At 66.8% G+C, this 20717-nt stretch carries 21 protein-coding genes and 1 pseudogene; 15 read left to right on the top strand and 7 right to left on the bottom strand.

From position 1 onward, the window contains the following. Window positions 1-26: 26 nt before the first annotated feature. A complete protein-coding gene (locus tag A5658_RS26130; RefSeq protein WP_067342216.1) occupies window positions 27-1295 on the top strand; it encodes a primosomal protein in 1269 nt (422 codons plus the stop codon). A 59-nt stretch (window positions 1296-1354) separates the two neighbouring features. Here the strand turns inward: A5658_RS26130 and A5658_RS26125 are convergent, their stop codons facing one another. Genes A5658_RS26125 through A5658_RS26115 form a run of 3 tightly spaced genes read right to left on the bottom strand, consistent with a single transcriptional unit; the run spans window position 1355 to window position 4139 of the window. Beyond that, window positions 1355-2443: an adenosine deaminase gene (locus A5658_RS26125; protein WP_067342214.1), complete on the bottom strand. Its 1089-nt coding sequence runs from the start codon at window positions 2441-2443 to the stop codon at window positions 1355-1357. Continuing rightward, window positions 2440-3732, bottom strand: coding sequence for a thymidine phosphorylase (locus A5658_RS26120; protein WP_067342212.1), 1293 nt, complete (start codon window positions 3730-3732; stop codon window positions 2440-2442). The genes A5658_RS26125 and A5658_RS26120 overlap by 4 nt, the downstream gene beginning before the upstream one ends. After that, entirely contained in the window at window positions 3729-4139 is a 411-nt protein-coding gene (locus tag A5658_RS26115; RefSeq protein ID WP_231997451.1) for a cytidine deaminase, read from the bottom strand. Before A5658_RS26115 ends, A5658_RS26120 begins: the two co-directional genes overlap by 4 nt. A gap of 296 nt (window positions 4140-4435) precedes the next feature. Between A5658_RS26115 and sdhC the strand changes: the two genes are divergently transcribed. From sdhC to A5658_RS26090, 5 genes and pseudogenes are all read left to right on the top strand, one after another. Next, a complete protein-coding gene (sdhC, locus tag A5658_RS26110; protein ID WP_156751662.1) occupies window positions 4436-4816 on the top strand; it encodes a succinate dehydrogenase, cytochrome b556 subunit in 381 nt (126 codons plus the stop codon). Further along, the gene (locus A5658_RS26105) at window positions 4813-5295 is read left to right on the top strand and encodes a succinate dehydrogenase hydrophobic membrane anchor subunit (RefSeq protein WP_067342209.1); all 483 of its coding nucleotides are present in this window, start codon (window positions 4813-4815) and stop codon (window positions 5293-5295) included. Before sdhC ends, A5658_RS26105 begins: the two co-directional genes overlap by 4 nt. A 106-nt stretch (window positions 5296-5401) precedes the next feature. Beyond that, a complete protein-coding gene (sdhA, locus tag A5658_RS26100) occupies window positions 5402-7174 on the top strand; it encodes a succinate dehydrogenase flavoprotein subunit (RefSeq protein WP_067342207.1) in 1773 nt (590 codons plus the stop codon). Then, window positions 7174-7983, top strand: a complete 810-nt coding sequence (locus tag A5658_RS26095) for a succinate dehydrogenase iron-sulfur subunit (protein WP_067342206.1) — start codon at window positions 7174-7176, stop codon at window positions 7981-7983. The genes sdhA and A5658_RS26095 overlap by 1 nt, the downstream gene beginning before the upstream one ends. Window positions 7984-7990: 7 nt before the next feature. Then, a pseudogene (locus A5658_RS26090) lies at window positions 7991-8620 on the top strand (carboxymuconolactone decarboxylase family protein); the annotation flags it as partial. On the opposite strand, the gene A5658_RS26085 reads toward A5658_RS26090, so the two are convergent. Then, entirely contained in the window at window positions 8562-9491 is a 930-nt protein-coding gene (locus tag A5658_RS26085; protein ID WP_067342203.1) for a sigma-70 family RNA polymerase sigma factor, read from the bottom strand. The pseudogene A5658_RS26090 and the gene A5658_RS26085 sit on opposite strands and share 59 nt — an antisense overlap. 52 nt (window positions 9492-9543) lie before the next feature. On the opposite strand from A5658_RS26085, the gene A5658_RS26080 reads away from it, so the two are divergent. The 7 genes from A5658_RS26080 to A5658_RS26050 are packed head-to-tail and all read left to right on the top strand — an operon-like array spanning window position 9544 to window position 16745. Further along, window positions 9544-10200, top strand: a complete 657-nt coding sequence (locus tag A5658_RS26080) for an MOSC domain-containing protein (protein ID WP_067342201.1) — start codon at window positions 9544-9546, stop codon at window positions 10198-10200. Beyond that, the gene (locus A5658_RS26075; protein ID WP_067342200.1) at window positions 10197-11519 is read left to right on the top strand and encodes an aspartate aminotransferase family protein; all 1323 of its coding nucleotides are present in this window, start codon (window positions 10197-10199) and stop codon (window positions 11517-11519) included. Before A5658_RS26080 ends, A5658_RS26075 begins: the two co-directional genes overlap by 4 nt. Window positions 11520-11568: 49 nt before the next feature. Beyond that, window positions 11569-12570, top strand: coding sequence for an SMP-30/gluconolactonase/LRE family protein (locus A5658_RS26070; RefSeq protein WP_067342197.1), 1002 nt, complete (start codon window positions 11569-11571; stop codon window positions 12568-12570). A gap of 57 nt (window positions 12571-12627) precedes the next feature. Further along, entirely contained in the window at window positions 12628-13854 is a 1227-nt protein-coding gene (locus tag A5658_RS26065) for a D-alanyl-D-alanine carboxypeptidase family protein (RefSeq protein WP_067342195.1), read from the top strand. A gap of 37 nt (window positions 13855-13891) precedes the next feature. Beyond that, window positions 13892-15298: a sugar porter family MFS transporter gene (locus tag A5658_RS26060; protein WP_369830572.1), complete on the top strand. Its 1407-nt coding sequence runs from the start codon at window positions 13892-13894 to the stop codon at window positions 15296-15298. Then, window positions 15289-16419: an N-acetylglucosamine-6-phosphate deacetylase gene (gene nagA, locus A5658_RS26055; protein WP_067342190.1), complete on the top strand. Its 1131-nt coding sequence runs from the start codon at window positions 15289-15291 to the stop codon at window positions 16417-16419. Before A5658_RS26060 ends, nagA begins: the two co-directional genes overlap by 10 nt. Window positions 16420-16430: 11 nt before the next feature. Continuing rightward, complete coding sequence (locus A5658_RS26050; protein WP_067342189.1) at window positions 16431-16745, top strand: multidrug efflux SMR transporter; 315 nt, start codon at window positions 16431-16433, stop codon at window positions 16743-16745. Here the strand turns inward: A5658_RS26050 and yhjD are convergent. Together yhjD and trpS are read right to left on the bottom strand one after the other, a co-directional pair. Then, complete coding sequence (gene yhjD, locus A5658_RS26045; protein WP_067342187.1) at window positions 16742-17632, bottom strand: inner membrane protein YhjD; 891 nt, start codon at window positions 17630-17632, stop codon at window positions 16742-16744. The two genes, A5658_RS26050 and yhjD, sit on opposite strands and share 4 nt — an antisense overlap. A 9-nt stretch (window positions 17633-17641) precedes the next feature. Further along, window positions 17642-18661: a tryptophan--tRNA ligase gene (trpS, locus tag A5658_RS26040; protein ID WP_067342185.1), complete on the bottom strand. Its 1020-nt coding sequence runs from the start codon at window positions 18659-18661 to the stop codon at window positions 17642-17644. Between the two features lie 173 nt (window positions 18662-18834). On the opposite strand from trpS, the gene A5658_RS26035 reads away from it, so the two are divergent. After that, window positions 18835-19635 (top strand): alpha/beta fold hydrolase, encoded by an 801-nt coding sequence (locus A5658_RS26035; protein WP_067342292.1) that lies wholly within the window; start codon window positions 18835-18837, stop codon window positions 19633-19635. Here the strand turns inward: A5658_RS26035 and A5658_RS26030 are convergent. Then, complete coding sequence (locus A5658_RS26030) at window positions 19632-20201, bottom strand: PadR family transcriptional regulator (protein ID WP_067342183.1); 570 nt, start codon at window positions 20199-20201, stop codon at window positions 19632-19634. The genes A5658_RS26035 and A5658_RS26030 overlap by 4 nt on opposite strands. 91 nt (window positions 20202-20292) lie before the next feature. Between A5658_RS26030 and A5658_RS26025 the strand changes: the two genes are divergently transcribed. Next, on the top strand, window positions 20293-20715 hold the full coding sequence (locus A5658_RS26025) for a nuclear transport factor 2 family protein (protein WP_067342182.1): 423 nt from the start codon (window positions 20293-20295) through the stop codon (window positions 20713-20715). Window positions 20716-20717 lie beyond the last annotated feature (2 nt).

The following is a 20717-nucleotide window of genomic DNA, read 5'->3' as shown; positions in this document are numbered from 1 at the left end:
GGGCGCCCGTCGCTATTGTGTGCCGCATGGCTGCTGACCTCGTGCCTATCCGCTTGAGCCTGACCGACGGCGACCGCTACACCGTGTGGGCGCCCCGCTGGCGCGACGCCGGTGACGAGTGGGAGGCGTTCCTGGGTAAGGACGAAGACCTCTACACCTTCGAGACTCCTGCGGACCTGGTTGCGTTCGTGCGCACCAATAAGGACAACGATCTCGTCGATCATCCGTCGTGGCAGGCGCTGACCGAGGCCAACGCCCACAAGCTGGAGCCCGCCGAGGACAAGCATTTCGACCTGGTCGCGGTCGAAGATGTGGTTTCGGAGAAGCCGACCGAGGAGTCGGTGGCAACGCTGGCCAACGCGTTGACGATCGTCTCCTCGATCGGCTCGGTCTGTGAGCTGCCGGCGGTGATGAAGTTCTTCAACGGCAACCCGACGCTGGGCTCGCTGAGTGGCGGCATCGATCACTTCACCGGCAAGGCCGGGCTCAAGCGCTGGCACGCGATCGCCGACGTCGTCGGGCGGGGCTGGGACGACGTGCTCGGCGCCGTCGACAACATCGTCAGCATCCCCGACGTGGACGCCAAAGTCGCGGAGGCCGCCGCGGCCGAGTTGGCCGAGCCCGTCGAAGAAGAAGAGCTCGAGACCGAGGCGGAGACCGTCGACGAAGAAGTGGAGCCCGAGACTGCGGTCGAGGACCACACCGAGGCGCACCGGGCGGCCGGTGACGAGGTGGTGCTCGGCGCCGACGAGGACTTCTGGGCGAAGGTCGGCATCGACCCGATCACGATCATGACCGGTACCAGCACCGTCTACACGTTGCGCTGCTACTTCGACGAACGCCCAATCTTCTTGGGCCGCAACGGAAGAATCAGCGTGTTCAGCTCGGAACGCGCGCTGGCCCGCTACCTGGCCGACGAACACGACCATGACCTGTCGGACCTGAGCACCTATGACGACATCCGCACGGCGGCCACCGACGGCTCGCTGCACGTCGACATCACCGACGACAACGTGTACGTGCTGAGCGGGCTGGCCGACGACTTCGCGGCCGGTCCCGACGCGGTCGACCACGAGCAACTCGAGCTGGCCGTGGAGTTCCTGCGCGATCTCGGGGATTACTCCGAAGACAGCACGATCGACAAGGCGCTCGACATCGACGAGCCGCTGGGCAAACTGGTCGCCTATGTCCTGGAACCCGACTCGACGAGCAAACCCACCGCTCCCTTCGCCGCGGCGGTCCGGGAGTGGGAAGAGCTCGTGCGCTTCGTCGAGTCGCGGCTAAGGCGCGAATAGCGCCGCAAGCCTGCGACGACTAATGATGCGAGAGTCACGCCTGCGGCGCGAGTGAGCAGCTAGCCCACCAGCACGGCGTAACGAGGTTTGATCACCTCGTCGATGAGTGCCAACCGCTCGTCGAACGGTATGAACGCCGACTTCATCGCGTTGACGGTGAACCGCAGCAGATCGCTCCACCCGTAGCCGAATGTTTCGACGAGATGGGTCATCTCGCGTGTCATCGTGGTATCGCTCATCAGCCGGTTGTCGGTGTTGACGGTGACCCGGAATCGCGTGCGAGCCAACAGGTCGAACGGATGCTCGGCGATGCTGGCAACCGCTCCGGTCTGCACATTGGAGCTCGGGCACATCTCGAGCGGAATTCGCTTGTCCCGCAGGATCGACGCGAGCCGACCCAGCCGCACCTCACCGTCGTCGGCGACGTCGATGTCGTCGACGATACGCACCCCATGTCCCAGCCGGTCGGCGCCGCAGAATGCGATCGCCTCCTGGATGGACGGCAGCCCGAACGCCTCTCCTGCGTGAATAGTGAAGCGGGCATTGTGGTTTCGCATATACTCGAATGCATCCAAATGCCGGGTCGGCGGGTAACCGGCTTCCGCGCCGGCGATGTCGAAACCGACGACGCCCTTGTCCCGGAACCGGATCGCCAACTCGGCGATCTCACGCGACAGCGCGGCGTGCCGCATCGCGGTCACCAGGCAGCGCACCACGATCGGACGCCCGGCGGCCGACGCCGCCTTCTCGCCGTCGGCAAACCCGGCGAGCACCGCGTCGACCACGTCGTCGAACGACAACCCCTTGTTGATGTGCAGTTCGGGGGCGAACCGCACCTCGGCATAGACCACCGAGTCCTCCGAGAGGTCCTCCACGCATTCGAAGGCGACGCGGTGCAACGACTCAGGCGTCTGCATCACCGCGACGGTGTGCGAGAACGGTTCCAGGTAGCGCTCCAGCGATCCGCTGTGCGAGGCGGTGCGAAACCATTGTGCAAGCGCATCGACGTCGGTGGCCGGCAGGTCGTCGTAGCCGGTCTGGCGCGCGATGTCGAGCACGGTAGACGGGCGCAGGCCACCGTCGAGATGGTCGTGCAGCAACGCCTTGGGCGCCTTCTTGATGGTGTCCAGGTTCAGCGGTGTCGTCATGAGGTGATCCGATCGATGATCAGGGGCCGTCCGGTCGGGGCCGTGTCACCGACCGTGAAGCCCGCCTCCAGCTCGGCGAGCGCGCTCGGAAACCGTTCGGGCGTATCGGTGTACAGGGTGAACAGCGGCTCGCCGGCCGTCACCGGAGTGCCGGAACGGCGATGGATCTGGATCCCGGCGCCGGCCTGAACCGCGTCGCCCGGCCGGGATCTGCCCGCGCCGAGCCGCCACACCGCCAGCCCCACTGCCATTGCGTCGATGTCACCCATTGTGCCGTGGCGTGCGGCGGTCACCGTTTCGGAGTACTTGCCGACCGGCAATTCCACGGACAAGTCTCCGCCCTGGGCGGCCACCAATGCCCGGAAGCGGTCCATCGCCGACCCGTCCCGCAAGGTCTGTTCTGGATCTGGCCCGTCGATGCCGGCGAGCTCGAGCATCTCGCGCGCGAGAGCCACGGTCAGTGCCACCACGTCGGATGGTCCACCGCCCGCCAACACCTCCAGCGCCTCGGCGACCTCGAGCGCGTTGCCGACCGCCGCGCCCAGCGGCCGATTCATGTCGGTCAGCACCGCACGCGTCGGCAACCCATGTTCGGCGCCCAACGCGACCATGGTTTCGGCCAGCTCTCGGCATCGGGCTTCCGAGCACATCAGCGCTCCGGAGCCGACCTTCACGTCGAGCACCAAGGCACCGGCTCCTTCGGCGATCTTCTTGCTCATCACCGAACTGGCGATCAGCGGCAGCGATTCGACGGTGGCCGTGATGTCGCGCAGTGCATAGAGTTTCGCGTCGGCGGGGGCCAGCCGACCGGCCGCGAAGATCACCGCGCCGACGTCGCAAAGTTGTTGCCGCACTTGCGCATTGGTCAACGAGCCGGTGAAGCCGGCGATCGATTCCAGCTTGTCCAGGGTCCCGCCGGTGTGCCCGAGTCCGCGGCCGGAGGCCTGCGGTACGACGCCCCCGCACGCGGCGATCACCGCCACCAGCGGCAAGGTGATCTTGTCGCCCACCCCGCCGGTGGAATGTTTGTCGACGGTGCGCACCGGTTTGCCGTCGCGCCGTAGGTCGGTGAAATCGAACCGATCGCCGGAGGCCACCATGGCCGCGGTCCAGCGCGCGGTCTCGCCGTAATCCATACCGCGCAGGAACACCGCCATCAGCAGCGCCGACATCTGCTCGTCGGCAACCTGCCCGCGGGTGTAGGCGTCGATCACCCAGTCGATCGCGTCGTCGGACAGCCGCCCCCCGTCGCGTTTGGTCCTGATCACCGTCGGCGCGTCGAATGTCACGCGCGGCCCCGGTAATTCGCCAGATCCTGCGGACCGAACGCGTCCGGCAACAGATCGCCGAGCCGCCGCGGCCCGTCCGGGTGGTCGATGAGCAAGTCCGGCCCGCCGTGTTCCAGCAACACCTGACGGCACCGGCCGCAGGGCATCAGCGGCGCTCCCCCGCCGTCGACACAGGCCAGCGCGACTAGTCGGCCGCCGCCGCTCGAATGCAGCGCGCACACCACCGCGCACTCCGCGCAGAGACCTAGGCCATATGAGACATTCTCCACATTGCAGCCGATGATCACCCGGCCGTCGTCGACCAGTGCCGAAGCGCCCACCGGAAACTTCGAGTAGGGCGCGTATGCTCCCAGCGCCGCGTGAGTCGCCTTGTCGCGCAGCAACTTCCAGTCGATCGCGTCAGCCACGGTCTCGACACCACACGTAATTGCCATGCATCCGAAAACCCCGCTCGTTGTCGGCTAATTCACACAACCAGCCTAGATTCTGCGCGGGCAAAAGCGTCGGCGGACACAACGCGGATCGTTCGGCGGTGAGAATGGGCTGATCGGCCGCGCTAATCGGGCTAAATTGAGTAGCCCACTGCGACAGGGCGTGGCGATCGCAAGGCCGACGACGCCGGACGCCGCGGGTCGCCACTTTGGGAGGAGCGCTGATGACGACGACGTCCGCGAATCCGGCTTCGCCGGAGCACACCTCGCGAATGCGCCGTCTGCGCCGAACCCTTTATCGCGGCGATCCGGGCATGTGGTCCTGGGTCCTGCACCGCATCACAGGTGCCACCGTCTTCTTCTTCCTGTTCATCCACGTGCTCGACACCGCACTGGTCCGGATCAGCCCGCAGGCCTACAACGAGGTCGTCTCGACGTACAAGACACCGCTCGTCGGCCTGATGGAACTCGGGCTGGTCGCTGCGGTGCTCTATCACGCGCTCAACGGCATCCGCGTCATCCTGATCGACTTCTGGGGGCAGGGCCCGCGCTATCAACGCCAGATGCTGTGGGCGATCGGCATCGTGTGGGTGCTGGTCGTGGTGCCCGCCGCGGTGGTCGTCGCCATCCACATGACAGAGCACTTCCGATGAGCTCACCTTCCCTGCAGCCGCGGCCGCAGATTCAAGAGCGCCAGGTCGCGCCGGTCCGGCAGCGCAGCCACGACCGCCCGGCCGGCCTGGACAACCCGCGATCCCCGCGCCGACGCAGCGGCATGCCGAACTTCGAGAAATACGCCTGGCTGTTCATGCGGTTCTCCGGCATCGTGCTGGTGTTCCTCGCGCTCGGACATCTCTTCGTGATGCTGATGTGGGAGGACGGCGTCTACCGCATCGACTTCAACTACGTTGCGCAGCGGTGGCATTCGCCGTTCTGGCAGACCTGGGACCTGTTGCTGCTCTGGCTGGCCCAGCTGCACGGCGGCAACGGCCTGCGCACCATCATCGACGATTACAGCCGCAAGGACTCCACCCGCTTCTGGCTGAACAGCCTGCTGGTGTTGTCGATGGTGTTCACGCTGGTGCTCGGGACCTATGTGCTGCTGACGTTCGACCCCAACATCGGAGGCTGACCGTGATTCGCGCCGGCGACGATGCAGAGCGAAGCGATGAGGAGGAGCGGCGCCATGATTCGCGCCGGCGACGATGCAGAGCGAAGCGATGAGGAGGCGCGGCGCCATGATTAGCGAACACCGATACGACGTGGTGATCGTCGGCGCCGGCGGAGCCGGGATGAGGGCGGCCGTCGAAGCCGGACCCCGGGTCCGCACAGCGGTTTTGACGAAGCTCTACCCGACCCGCAGCCACACCGGCGCGGCACAGGGCGGCATGTGCGCGGCGCTGGCAAACGTCGAAGACGACAACTGGGAATGGCACACTTTCGACACCGTCAAGGGCGGTGACTACCTCGCCGACCAGGACGCGGTCGAGGTGATGTGCAAGGAAGCCATCGACGCGGTGCTCGACCTGGAGAAGATGGGGATGCCGTTCAACCGCACCCCCGAAGGCCGCATCGACCAGCGTCGCTTCGGCGGGCACACCCGCGACCACGGCAAGGCGCCGGTGCGCCGATCCTGTTATGCCGCAGACCGTACCGGCCACATGATCCTGCAGACGCTGTATCAGAACTGTGTCAAACACGACGTCGAGTTCTTCAACGAGTTCTACGCCCTCGACCTGGTGCTCACCGAGACCCCGAACGGCCCGGTGGCCACTGGCGTCGTGGCATACGAACTGGCCACCGGTGACATTCACGTCTTCCACGCCAAGGCCGTCGTGCTCGCCACCGGCGGATCGGGCCGAATGTACAAGACCACGTCGAACGCGCACACGCTGACCGGGGACGGCATCGGGATCGTGTTCCGCAAGGGGCTTCCCTTGGAAGACATGGAATTTCACCAGTTCCACCCGACCGGCCTGGCCGGGCTGGGCATCTTGATCTCCGAGGCCGTGCGCGGCGAGGGTGGCCGGCTGCTCAACGGCGACGGCGAACGCTTCATGGAGCGCTACGCACCGACGATCGTCGACCTGGCGCCCCGCGACATCGTCGCCCGTTCGATGGTCCGCGAAGTACTCGAGGGCCGCGGCGCCGGTCCGCACAAGGACTACGTCTACATCGACGTCCGCCATCTCGGCGAAGAGGTGCTCAACGCCAAACTGCCCGACATCACCGAATTCGCCCGCACCTACCTCGGAGTCGACCCCGTCAAGGAACTCGTGCCGGTCTACCCGACGTGTCACTACGTGATGGGCGGCATCCCGACCACGATCACCGGTCAGGTGTTGCGGGACAACAGCAACACCGTGCCGGGCCTGTACGCCGCCGGCGAATGCGCCTGCGTCTCGGTGCATGGCGCCAACCGGCTCGGCACCAATTCGCTGTTGGACATCAACGTCTTTGGCCGTCGGGCCGGCATCGCCGCGGCCGCCTATGCCAAGGGCCACGATTTCGTCGAGATGCCGCCGAACCCGGCCACGATGGTGACCGGCTGGGTCGGCGACATCCTGTCCGAGCACGGCAACGAGCGGGTCGCCGACATCCGCGGTGCGCTGCAGCAGACGATGGACAACAACGCCGCGGTGTTCCGCACCGAGGAGACCCTGAAGCAGGCGCTCACCGACATCCACGCGCTCAAGGAGCGGTATTCCCGAATCTCGGTGCACGACAAGGGGAAGCGCTTCAACAGCGACCTACTGGAAGCCATCGAGCTCGGCTTCCTCTTGGAGCTCGCCGAAGTCACCGTCGTCGGAGCGTTGAACCGCAAGGAATCTCGCGGCGGCCATGCTCGCGAGGACTACCCGAATCGCGATGACGTCAACTATATGCGGCACACCATGGCCTACAAGGAGATTGGGCCTGACAAGCACCGCCCCGATCTGCTCAGCGACATCCGGCTGGATTTCAAACCCGTCGTGCAGACCCGTTACGAACCCAAGGAGCGGAAGTACTGATGAGTTCCGACGCCCAGACGGCGCCCGTCGGCGACCCGCCGTTGCCCGCTATCCCTGAGGGTTCGGTGATGGTGACGCTGAAAATCGCCCGCTTCAATCCCGAAAACCCAGACCAGTACGCCGATTCCGGTGGCTGGCAGAGTTTCCGGGTGCCGTGCCTACCGACCGACCGGGTGCTCAATCTGCTGATCTACGTCAAGAGCTACCTCGACGGCACGCTGACCTTCCGGCGCTCCTGCGCGCACGGCGTCTGCGGATCCGACGCGATGCGGATCAACGGCGTCAACCGGCTGGCCTGCAAGATGCTGATGCGCGACCTACTGCCCAGCAAGGCCAAGACGGGCAAGTCCAAGAATGGCATCACGATCACGATCGAGCCGATCCGCGGCCTGCCGGTGGAGAAGGACTTGATCGTCGATATGGAGCCGTTCTTCGACGCCTACCGCGCGGTCAAGCCCTACCTGATCACGTCCGGCAATCCCCCGACGCGGGAACGAATTCAGAGCCAGACCGATCGCGCCCGCTACGACGACACCACCAAGTGCATCCTGTGCGCGGCGTGCACCACCAGCTGCCCGGTGTTCTGGAACGAGGGCAGCTACTTCGGCCCGGCCGCGATCGTCAACGCGCATCGGTTCATCTTCGACAGCCGCGACGAGGGCGCCGCCGAGCGGCTCGACATCCTCAACGAGGTCGACGGCGTCTGGCGCTGCCGCACCACGTTCAACTGCACCGACGCCTGCCCGCGGGGCATCGAGGTGACCAAGGCGATCCAAGAGGTCAAGCGCGCGCTGATGTTCACCCGCTGAGCGCCTGTCACACCTTCGCGGGCTGCCTCGTCTGATTGGTATGACACAGAAAACCCGCATCGAACCACTGCCCCCGAAACGAACCAACTGGCTGGTCCGCGCGATGTACCGCTACGCCAAGCGGCGATTCGGCGAAGTCCCTGAGCCGTTCGCGGTCGTCGCGCATCATCCACGGCTGCTGGTCGCCAACGCCGTGCACGAGGGCATGCTGCAGTCGGCATCGCGGCGGTTGCCGGCCAATGTTCGCGAGTTGGCGGTGTTCTGGACCGCGCGCACGGTCGGCTGCTCGTGGTGCGTCGACTTCGGGTCGATGCTGCAGCGCCTGGACGGGCTCGACATCGAGCGCCTCACCGACATCGACAACTACGCCACATCACCGCGTTTCACCGCCGACGAGCGGGCTGCGGTCGCCTACGCCGACGCGATGACGACGGATCCGCACTCCGTCACCGACGAACAGGTCGCCGATCTGCGTGCCCGCTTCGGCGACGACGGCGTGATCGAGCTGACCTACCAGATCGGAATCGAGAACATGCGCGCCCGGATGAATTCCGCGCTGGGCATCACCGAGCAGGGCTTCAGCTCGGGCGATTCGTGTCGCGTTCCGTGGGCGGACTCGCCAGCGGCGAACCGGTGAACTTGTCCGGGTTCGCGATATCCCATAGCGCGCTTACCTTTCCGTCGCGCACGGTGATCGCGGTGATCCGCGGCATGATCTCCTGATACTCGTCGTCACCCGGCGAACCCGCGGTGTAGGCCCCGAGTTCACCGTTGATCAGCGCCAGCTGGCTCGTGGTCATGAACGCGGGCCCGTATCGGCGCGCGAGCCCGAACAGGAACCGCGCGACCTTGTCGGGTCCGTGAATGACGCGGGCCGCGGTCGGCGCGACGCGGTTCGAATCGCCGGTGAACGTCACGCCCGGATGCAACAGCGCGACGGTGGCGGCCATGTCCCCGGCGGTGATGGCGGCCATCAGCTTGCCGACCACCTCGTTGTGCGCGGGATCGGGTTTCGGCGGCGGCTCGGCGCTCACCGCCCGGCGAGCCCGCGACGCGAGTTGCCGCGCGGCCGCGGCGGTTGTCCCCAGCACCTCCGCGACCTCGTCGAACGGCACCGCAAACCCGTCGTGCAGGACGAACGCGACACGCTGATCGGGCGACAGACGTTCCAGCACCACCATCGCCGCGAACCGGGCATCCTCGTTGGCGACCACCACCGACAGCGGATCGTCGCCGTCGAACCCGGTCACCACCGGCTCCGGCAGCCACTGGCCCACATAGCTTTCCCGCCGGTGCGCGGCCGAGCGCAGGCGATCGAGCCCGAGCCGGCTGACGACCGTCGTCAACCACGCTCGCAGATCGGCGATTTCGCCGTCGTGGCCCTGCCAGCGCAGCCAGGCATCCTGCACGATGTCTTCGGCGTCGGCGACGGTACCGGTCAGGCGGTACGCGACCGACATGAGATGGGGCCGCAGCGCTTCGAATTCGTTGACCTGGGCGGAGGTCATTTCACGAGCGTAACGCTCAATCGCCGGTGGGTGTCGCCGCTATTGTGAGCGGGTGCACGTCTTGTCGGTCAATGTCGCACGGCCCCGCGTCAATCCCGATCCGCGTGCGCGGTCGCCGCTGACCGGCATCGACAAGCAACCCGTCGAGGACGCCGTCCTGGTCCGCCCACCCGGGCACGCGCAGCACGATGCCAGTGGCCTGATCGGTGACACCATCGGCAATCCCAAGCTGCACGGCGGACCCGACCAGGCGGTGTATGCCTACGCCCGCGAAGATCTTGATGCCTGGGAATCACGACTCGGCGTCGTCCTCGACAACGGCATGTTCGGCGAGAACCTCACCACGGTCGGTGTCGACCTGACCCAGACCAGGATCGGCGAGCGATGGCGCATCGGGACCGGCACGTTGCTGCTGGAAGTCTCCGCCCCCCGCACTCCGTGCCGGACGTTCGCGTCGTTCCTGGACCGGCCGCATTGGATCAAGACATTCACCGAAGCGGGAGCGCCCGGCGCGTATTTCCGGGTGCTGTCGTCGGGTCAGGTACGCGCTGGTGACGGCATCACGATCGAGTACCGCCCCGACCACGATGTCACCATCGAACTGGCCTTCACCGCCCGGATGAAAGACCCGGGTCTGGCTCCCGTGCTGCTGGAGGCCGACGCGCTGTCAGCCGAGTTGAAACGCTTTGCGCGGCAACGTGTCACATGACTGATCACCTTTGGCTGCATTTCGCCAAGCACGGCCCGGACATCAGGCCGCCGATCATCGCCCGCGGCGAGGGCGTGACGATCTTCGACGACGCCGGCAAGAGTTACCTCGACGGCCTGTCCGGACTGTTCGTTGTGCAGGTCGGGCACGGCCGCGCCGAGCTGGCCGAGGCGGCCGCCCGCCAGGCCGGCACGCTGGCCTACTTTCCGCTGTGGGGGTACGCGACTGCGCCCGCGATCGAATTGGCCGACCGGATCGCCGGCTACGCCCCGGGCGACCTGAATCGCGTGTTCTTCACTACCGGCGGGGGCGAGGCCGTCGAGGCGGCGTGGAAACTGGCCAAGCAGTTCTACAAGCTGACCGGCAAACCCGGCAAGTACAAGGTGATTTCGCGTGCCGTCGCCTACCACGGCACCCAGCACGGAGCGCTCGCGATCACCGGCCTGCCGGCCTACAAGACGCCCTTCGAGCCGCTGACGCCCGGCGGAGTCCGCGTGCCGAACACAAACATCTACCGCGCGCCCGAGTTATTGTGTTCCGACCCAAAGGCATTCGGGCAATGGGCGGCCGACCGGATCGCCGAGGCGATCGAATTCGAAGGGCCCGATACCGTCGCCGCGGTGTTCCTCGAACCGGTGCAGAATGCCGGCGGCTCCATCCCGCCGCCACCGGGCTACTTCGAGCGGGTACGCGAGATCTGCGACCACTACGACGTGTTGCTGGTGTCCGACGAGGTGATCTGCGCCTGGGGCCGGATCGGATCGATGTTCGCCTGCACCGACTTTGGCTACCAGCCCGACGTCATCACCTGCGCCAAAGGCCTGACGTCGGGGTACTCGCCGATCGGCGCGATGGTCGCCAGCGACCGGCTGTTCGAACCGTTCGACGACGGCGCGACGGTGTTCCCGCACGGCTACACGTTCGGCGGCCATCCGGTGTCGGCGGCGGTCGCGCTGGCCAACCTCGACATCTTCGAGCGCGAGGGCATCAACGCCAACGTCAAGCGTCAGGCGCCGGCGCTGCGAGCAACGTTGGAGCGGCTGTACGACCTGCCGATCGTCGGCGACGTCCGCGGCGAGGGTTACTTCTACGCGATCGAGTTGGTCAAGAACCGGGCTACCCGCGAAACCTTCCCCCGCGAGCAGGCCGCAAAACTGTTGCCGCACATCGCGTCGTCGCTATTCGACGCCGGGCTCTACTGCCGGACCGATGACCGCGGCGACCCCGTCGTCGTCATCGCGCCGCCGCTGATCAGCGGGCAACCCGAGTTCGACACCATCGAATCCATCCTGCGCCCCGTGCTGAAAGGCGCGCTATGAGCGCGCCGGCGACGATGCAGAGCGCGGCGATGAGGAGGAGCGGCGCCCAATGACTAAACCCCCTATCGCCCCGGTCCGCTGGCAACCACCGGCTTCGCGGCCGCTGCCCGAGCCGGATGTCACTGCGGCGCTGCACATTATCGACGTGCCGGGCACCGCCGCCGAGGACGTGGTCGCCGATACCGACGGGAACATCTTCACCGGCGTCGAGGACGGGCGCATCGTCCGGATCAGCCCCGACGGAAGCTCGGTGCAGGTGGTCGCCGACACCGGCGGGCGACCGCTCGGCCTGGCCGTGGCCCGCGACGGCCGGCTGCTGATCTGCGACAGTCACCGCGGACTGCTGCGCTACGACCCGTCCAGCGACTCGATGGAGACCCTGGTCGCCGACATCGACGGACGCCCGCTGTCGTTCTGTTCCAACGTGGTCGAATCATCGGACGGCACAATCTTTTTCACCGAGTCGACGAGCCGCTTCTACTACGAGTACTACAAGGGCTCGGTCATCGAGGGACGCCCGAGCGGCGCGCTGTTCCGGCGTGGCACCGACGGGACGGTCAGCGAGTTGGCCGGCGGCTTGTATTTCGCCAACGGCGTGACGTTGACCGCCGACGAGTCGGCGGTGGTGTTCGCCGAGAGCGCCGGCTGCCGAGTTTCGAAGTACTGGCTGACCGGCGACCGGGCCGGCACCATCACCCCGTTGGTCAGCGAGCTGCCCGGCTACCCCGACAACATCTCCACCGGTCTGGACGGTCGCATCTGGGTGGCGCTGGTCTCGGATCGCAACGCACTCAACGAATGGCTGGGCCCGCGCGCACCGATCATCCGCAGCGTGATGTGGCGCCTGTTGCCCTACCGGTGGCTGCCCGATCCGAAGCCGACGGTGTGGGTCGTCGGTTTCGACCCCGACGACGGGCACGTCGTGGCCCAGCTACACACCCAGCATCCCGACTTCGGTCTGGCCACCGGGGTGGTGGAAACCCCGGGACGGCTGTGGCTGGGCCGCATCGCGGGAGCCGGGATCTGTTACCTCGATCTGCAACATCCGTAACACCAGTCACAGCGCGGCTCCCCGGAATCGGCCCGCCGATCGCCTACTCTGCACACGGTGGCGATCTTCAGAACTGCGTCATGCCTGGCAGCAGCTGGTTTCTTGCTGAGTACCCCCGCGCTGCTCGGCATGCCCGCGGCGCTCGCCGAGCCCCCGGCACCCGACATCTGCCCATACAAGGTCGCGACCCCGGCCGCCGTCGACTCCTCGGAAGTCCCGCAGGCCGGCGAGCCACCGTTGCCACTCCCGGTGCCGCCGTCGCCGATCGGCGGCAACTCGCTGGGCGGCTGCGGCGTGGTCACCGCCGCCGGCACGCCACCGGTGCCCGGCGACATCTCGGCCGAGGCGTGGGTGGTGGCCGACCTGGACAGCGGGGCCGTCATCGCCGCGCGCGACCCGCACGGCCGTCATCGCCCGGCCAGCGTGATCAAGGTCCTGGTCGCGATGGCGTCGCTGCGCGAACTCAACCTCAACAAGGCCGTCGACGGCACCCCCGAGGACGCCTCGGCCGAAGGCACCAAGGTCGGCGTCGCGCCCGGTGGCACCTACACCGTCAACCAACTGCTGCACGGCCTGCTGATGCATTCCGGCAACGACGCCGCGCACTCGCTGTCGATGCAGTTGGGCGGCATGCCGGTGGCGGTCGACAAGATCAACGCGCTGGCCGCCAAACTCGGCGGCAAAGACACCCGCGCCGCGACCCCGTCGGGGCTGGACGGCCCTGGGATGAGCACGTCGGCCTACGACATCGGGCTGTTCTACCGATATGCCTGGGAGAACCCGACTTTCGCCGACATCGTGCACACCGAGAAGTTCGACTTCCCCGGGCACGGCGACAGCCCGGGCTACGAGCTGGAGAACGACAACCAGCTGCTGTATCACTACCCGGGAGCGCTGGGCGGCAAGACCGGCTACACCGACGACGCCGGCCAGACCTTCGTCGGCGCCGCCAATCGCGACGGACGGCGACTGATGGCGGTGTTGCTTCACGGCACCCGGCAGCCGATCGCGCCGTGGCAGCAGGCCGCCCATCTGCTGGATTACGGGTTCGCGACCGCGCCGGGCACCCGAGTGGGAACGCTGATCGAACCCGACCCGTCACTGGCCGCGCCGAAGACCGCCGCGGGAGGCGAGAATGGCGGCGGCCCCGCCGCAGACGCGGCCGCGCTGATACCCAGCGTCGACGCGTTGCCGGTTAGGGTCGGTGTCGCGGTGATCGGTACGGTCGTCGTGTTCGGCTTGATTATGGTGGCGCGTTCGATGAACCGACGGCCGCAGCACTAAGCAGCGACCGTGGACCGGGCGGCTACCCGGAGGGGAGATTGTGAGCCGCATCGGCGAGTCACTGCGAACCCGGCGGCGATTGCTGATCGCGGTCGCCGCGGCGGCCCTGGGCATCATCTGCGGCTACGACCTGTCCAACATCGCCGGCGCGCTGATGTTCATCACCAACGATTTCAGCCTCACCGTCCGCAAGCAGGAACTTCTGACGACGATGGTGGTCATCGGTGAGATCTGCGGTGCGCTCAGCGGCGGATTTCTGGCCAACGCGATCGGGCGCAAGCGGTCAATGATGCTGGTGGCAGGCGGATATGCGGTGTTTTCGCTGCTGGGCGCCGCCGCCGTGTCCATGCCGTGGCTGATGACCGCGCGGATGGCGCTCGGGATGACGATCGGGCTGTCGGCGGTCGTGACCCCGGTGTTCATCGCGGAATCGGCACCCGCGCGATTGCGGGGTTCGATGCTGGTCACGTATCAGGTGGCGACCATCCTCGGGATCATCGGGGGCTACCTCTCCGCCTTCGTGCTGGCGGATTCGGGCAGCTGGCGCTGGATGCTCGGGCTCGCGGCCGTGCCGGCGCTGCTGGTCCTGCCGCTGCTGGCCAACATGCCCGACACCGCGCGGTGGTATCTGTTCAAAAATCGCACGGACGACGCGCGCACGGCACTGCTTCGGGTAGAGCCGAACCGCGACGTCGAACAGGAACTTGCCGAGATCGCCGATGCGATGCGCGAAGAACGCGGTGGATCAATCCTCGAGATGCTGCGGATGCCCTACTTGCGCGCCACCGCGTTCGTGGTCGGGCTCGGCTTCTTCGCCGAGCTGAGCGGCATCAACGGAATCATCTACTACAGCCCGCTCCTGTTCGAAGCCATGGGATTTCAAGGCAACTTCTCGTTGCTGGTGCTGCCCGCGCTGATCCAGCTGGCTTCGCTGGCCGCGGTGTTGGCCTCGCTGCTGCTGGTCGACCGGATCGGACGGCGGCCTATCCTGCTGTCCGGCATCGCCGCGATGATCGTCGGTGACGCCATCATGATCGGCGTGTTCGCGGCCAAATCCACTGCGGTGTCCGGCCTCGGCTATGTCGGGCTGATCACCTTCACCATGGGATTCACCTTCGGCTTCGGCGCCTTGGTCTGGGTCTACGCCGGTGAGAGCTTCCCGGCCCACTTGCGCTCCCTGGGCTCCAGCGCCATGCTCACCGCCAATCTGACGGCCAACGCGCTGATCGAGTCGACGTTTTTGACCATGCTGAACAACCTCGGTGGCGCGGGGATGTTCACTATTCTGGGGCTGCTCGCCGTCGCCGGGTTCGTCCTCATCTACCGCTTCGCCCCCGAAACCAAGGGGCGACAACTGGAGGAGATCCGCCACTTCTGGGAGAACAACGGCCGCTGGCCCGACGAAACCCCCAGCGCGGCAACGGATATACCCGCATGCCGCTGATCGCGGCCGGGACCGTCGTACTCGAACAGGGCGTCTGCCGGCCCGGCTGGGTGCGCACGTCCGGCGCCACGATCGTGGGCTGCGGCGCGGGCCCGGCGCCGCACTCGCCCGACGTCGATCTGCCCGACGCGACGGTCGTGCCCGGTTTCGTGGACATCCATGTGCACGGCGGCGGCGGCGCCTCCTACCTCGCCGGCGATGTCTCAGAGGTGTTGCGAGCGGCCGCCTTTCACCGCGCGCACGGGACGACCACCACTCTGGCCAGCCTGGTGACCGCGGCCCCGGCCGATCTGTTGGCGGGGGTCCGCACGCTCGCCGAGGCGACCCGTGACGGGGCTATCGCCGGCATTCATCTGGAGGGGCCGTGGCTTAGCGCAGCACACTGCGGGGCGCACGACCTCACCGCGATGCGAGACCCGACGTCCGCCGAGATCGACGCGCTGCTGAGCGCCGGCGACGGGGCGATCCGGATGGTCACCCTCGCACCCGAGCGTAAGGGCAGCGGCGATGCGATCACCCAACTCCTCGACGCCGGAGTGGTTGTGGCGCTCGGTCATACCGATGCCACCTACGAGCAGACCCGACGCGCGATCGACCTGGGCGCCACGGTCGGCACGCATCTGTTCAACGCGATGCGGCCGCTGCACCACCGCGAGCCGGGTCCGGCTCTGGCGCTGCTGGAGGATCCCCGGGTGACCGTCGAGTTGATCGCCGACGGCGTCCACGTCCATCCCGCCGTGGTGCACGCGACGGTCCAGTCAGCCGGGGCCGACCGCGTCGCGCTGGTCACCGATGCCATCGCCGCGGCGGGCGCCGAGGACGGCAAATATCGGCTGGGCCCAATGGCGGTCGACGTCGTCGACGGTATCGCCCGGGTGAGCGGCACCTCGACGATCGCCGGAAGCACCGCGACCATGGACCGACTCTTCGCGACGGCGGCAGGCCTCGGCGCAGACCGCGACGCCGCGCTGATCGCGGCCGTACGCATGACATCGACGACTTCGGCACGGGCTCTCGGTATCGGGGGGGCCGGCGGCGTGCGCGTGGGTGACAATGCCAATCTCGTTGTGCTGGAGGCGGATTATCGAGTCAGCGCGGTCTTGGCAAACGGCAGCTGGTAGAGGGGCGTGCGATGGCGTGGCTGATCTTGGTGGCATCCGGTGTGCTCGAGGCCGTGTGGGCGACCGCGATGGACCGATCCGACGGATTCTCCCGGCTGATCCCGTCGCTGATTTTCGCTGTGGCACTGCTGTTTTCGATGGGCGGGTTGGCGTTCGCCATGCGCACGCTGCCGACCGGGACCAGCTACGCCGTCTGGGTCGGCGTCGGCGCGGTGCTCACCGTCGCGTACGCGATGCTGACCGGCGAGGAGACGGCCTCGCCGGCCAAGGTGCTGCTGATCGCCGGTGTCGTCGGCTGCATCGCGGGCCTGAAAGTGGTGAGCTAGTCGGGCGCATCGTCCGGGCTCGGGTTCGACGTCGCCGCCCACGCCGTCGCGAAAAGCAATAGCCGTGCCGTGATGTACGCGAACACCATGAAACCCAACACCGGCCCGAACGTGGCGCCGGCCGGGCTGTGCAGCACGGACTTCAAGTAGATCGACGCGACCAACTTGAACAGCTCGAAGCCGATTGCCGCGAGCAACGCCGCCCGCACGGAGCTACGGACGTCGACCGGATACCGCGGCAGTCGCCCGATCATCCAGCCGAACACCAACCACGACAACAGGAATGACACCAGTAACGAGGCGCTGCGAAGGATCGCGTCCAGCACCGGCAGGTCGCGCACACCCAGCGCGTGCAACATTCGCGCCATCGGCCCCGCACCGGCCAGCGCGCTGAGCGCGAGCGTCGCGAAAATCGCCACGAACGACGACACCATGGCGCCCAGATCGGAGAACTTGGTGCGGATGTATCCCTGCGACCCGTCGTTCTGCCGCCACAGTTGGGTCAACGCCACCCGAAGATTACTCATCCAGTTCAGGCCGACCCACAATGCGACCACCAAGCCGATCACTCCGACCGACGCGCGCGCGGCGATCGCCGAGTTCATCAGGTCGAGCATCTGCTGCCCCAGGGCGCCCGGCACCGCATGCCTGACCTTGTTGTCGATCGCCCTCAGCATGTCGGGCCGTCGGGACAGCAGAAATCCGGCGACGCTGAAACCGACCATCAGCAAGGGAAACAACGCGAAGATCGTGTAGTACGTCAGCCCGGCCGCGAAGAAATTGCCCTGGCATTCGTCGAACCAGTCATTGGCCCGCATCGCGTGGTCGAACCATCCGTACCGCGCCCGCAGTCGATCGAGGATGCCTGCTTTGGCCGGTTCGCTCATGACCTCTCGCTACGGACGTCGCGGTAAAAAGCCCAGCCGGTCGTATACCCGGTCTACGGTCTTGCTAGCCACGTCCTCGGCCCGCGCCGCGCCGGCAGCCAACACCGCCTCCAGTTCTGTTGGGTCGCTGAGTAATTCGTCGACCCTCGTCTTGATCGGGGTGACGAACTCCACGACGGCTTCCGCGGTGTCCTTCTTCAGGTCGCCGTACCCGCGTCCGGCGTAGCCGTCGACCAGCTTCGCGATGTCGGCGCCGGTGACCGCGGCCTGAATGCTCAGCAGGTTCGAGATGCCGGCCTTGGCCACCGGGTCGTAGCGGATCTCGCGCTCGCTGTCGGTCACCGCGGAGCGAATCTTCTTGGCGGACACGGCCGGAGCGTCGAGCAGGCTGATCAGCCCCGCATCGGTGGCGGCGGACTTGCTCATCTTCGACGACGGGTCCTGCAGGTCGTAGATCTTCGCGGTGGCCTTGGGAATCAGGACCTCCGGAACGACGAACGTGTCCGGGTAGCGGCTGTTGAACCGCTGCGCGACGTCGCGGGCCAACTCGAGGTGCTGACGCTGGTCTTCGCCGACCGGGACCAACTCGGCGTCGTAGGCCAGCACGTCGGCGGCCTGCAGCACCGGGTAGGTGAAGAGGCCGACGGTGGTCGCGTCACTGCCCTGACGCGTCGACTTGTCCTTGAACTGCGTCATCCGGGAAGCCTGGCCGAAACCGGTGAAGCAGCCGAGCACCCAGGCCAACTGCGTGTGGGCCGGCACATGGCTCTGCACGAAGATCGTGCTGCGGGCCGGGTCGACGCCGAGCGCGAGATACTGGGCGGCGGTCACCAGGGTTCGACGCCGCAGCGTCTCGGGGTCCTGCGGAATCGTGATGGCGTGCAGGTCGACGACGCAGAAGAACGCGTCGTGATCGTCTTGCAGCTGCGCCCACTGGGTGACGGCGCCCAACGCATTTCCTAGGTGGAGCGAATCGGAGGTGGGCTGCACACCGGAGAAAACCCGGCTGGACCTAGGCGCGTCATTCATGATGGCTCAATCTTTTCACGCCCGCACCGGGGCTTCTTGCAGTACCGCGGGTATCGCCTTTACTGTCGCACTGTGACTTCTAGCTCGGCTCCTCGCTCGTGAGCTCCGCTCACTCCCCGTCGCCTTCGGTGCCTACCCACGCACCCATCCATCTCGGCTCAGGCGAACCGGTCGTGCTGCTGCATCCGTTCCTGATCTCGCAGCTGGTCTGGAACGACGTCGCGCAGCAATTGGCCGATACCGGCTCCTACGAGGTCTTCGCCCCGACGATGGCGGGCCACAACGGCGGCCCCAAGTCCGGCACCTGGTTTCTGAGTTCGGCGGTGCTGGCCGATCACGTCGAACGACAGCTCGACCAATTGGGCTGGGACACCGCCCATATCGTCGGCAACTCGCTCGGCGGTTGGGTGGCCTTCGAACTGGAACGCCGCGGACGGGCCCGCACGGTCACCGGCATCGCGCCCGCCGGCGGGTGGACGCGCTGGACGCCGGCCAAGTTCGAGGTGATCGCGAAGTTCGTGGCGGGCATGCCGTTCTGGGTGTTCGCCCGGTTCCTGGGGCCCAAGGCGCTGCGCCTACCCTTCACCCGCCAGCTGTCCACGCTGCCGATCAGCGGCACCCCCGACGGTGTCACCGACGAGCAGCTCGCGGCGATTGTCGACGACGTGGCGCACTGTCCCGCCTACTTCCAGCTGCTGGTCAAGTCGCTATGGAACCCCGGCCTCATCGAGTTGGCCCAGACCGCGGTGCCCGCACATCTGGTGCTCTGCGAGAAGGACCGGGTGTTCCCCGCGCCCCGCTCGCACCGTTACTTCCAGGCCCAGTTGCCACCCGACACCCGCATCACCGAACTCGACGGCGTCGGCCACATCCCGATGTTCGAGGCGCCGGCGCGAGTCACCGACGTCATCAACGACTTCCTGTCCGAGCACATCCAGCGACCGCGCGCGGTCGACAACCCGCCCGCAAGCTAGGTCGCCGAACCGGCGCGTGCGCGCTGCTCGACGATTGCCAGTGCGCGTTCGGCCCACCGAACGTTCTCTTCTTCGTAGGAAATCCCGCGCATCAACGTCAGATACGGCCCGACCCGCGTGGCCGTGGCCAGGAATTCCTCTTCACTGCGACCGCCGAGAATTCGGGTGCGCAGACGTTCGTAGCGTTGCACCTTCGCCTCGGCCCGGTCGCGGCGTTCGGTGATCAGGTCGCGAACCGCGGCGGCGTCGCCGACGTCGAAGGCCGACACTTTGATCAGCAGATCGTCGCGGATCGCCGACGGCTTCGGCGGCCGGGCGGTGAACCGGCGGATCTCCTCGTATCCCGCCTCGGTGAGCGAGAACATCCGCTTGTTGGGCCGGCGCTCCTGCTCGACGATGCGCGCCCGAATCAGGCCCTGTTCGGCCAACCGCTCGAGCTCCCGGTACAGCTGCTGCGGTGTGGCCATCCAGAAGTTCGCCACCGAGGCGTCGAAGTCTTTGGCCAGGTCATAGCCGGACGACTCCCCCTCGAGCAGAGCCGCCAGCACGGCGTCACGCAACGACATGTGGTCATCGTATCCGCTACTAGTAAAAAAGTTGATTATTCGCTAGTGTCAGGCACCACCTATTCAACAAATTGACCATTCGAGGTATCCGATGCACCCGTTCCGCACGGCGGTCGAAAATCGCGACGAAGCCGCCATCCAGGCCCTGCTCGCCGAAGACGTCGTGTTCACCAGCCCGGTGGCCTTCAAGCCTTACGCCGGCAAGCCGATCACGGCGGCGATCCTTCGCGGGGTGCTGCGGGTCTTCGAAAACTTCCGCTACGTGCGCGAAATCCACGACGCCGAGACCGGTCTGCACGCGCTGGAGTTCGAGACCGGGATCGTTGGCGCCCCCGGCGTCACGGTCAACGGCTGCGACTTCATCCACGTCAATGCGGACGGTCTGATCGACGACTTTAAGGTGATGGTGCGACCGCTTTCCGGAGCGACGGCGTTGTCCGAAGCGATGGGCGCACAATTTCCGAGAATCCAGCAGGAAGCCGTCGAACTGGCCGACCAGTTCGCCCGGGCCTAAAG

Origin of the sequence: Mycobacterium sp. 1245111.1, from assembly GCF_001673405.1 — a bacterium.
Classification (GTDB): Bacteria; Actinomycetota; Actinomycetes; order Mycobacteriales; family Mycobacteriaceae; genus Mycobacterium.
Note: the sequence above shows the minus strand (reverse complement) of the source record. Positions and strands in the feature narration are given on the sequence as shown.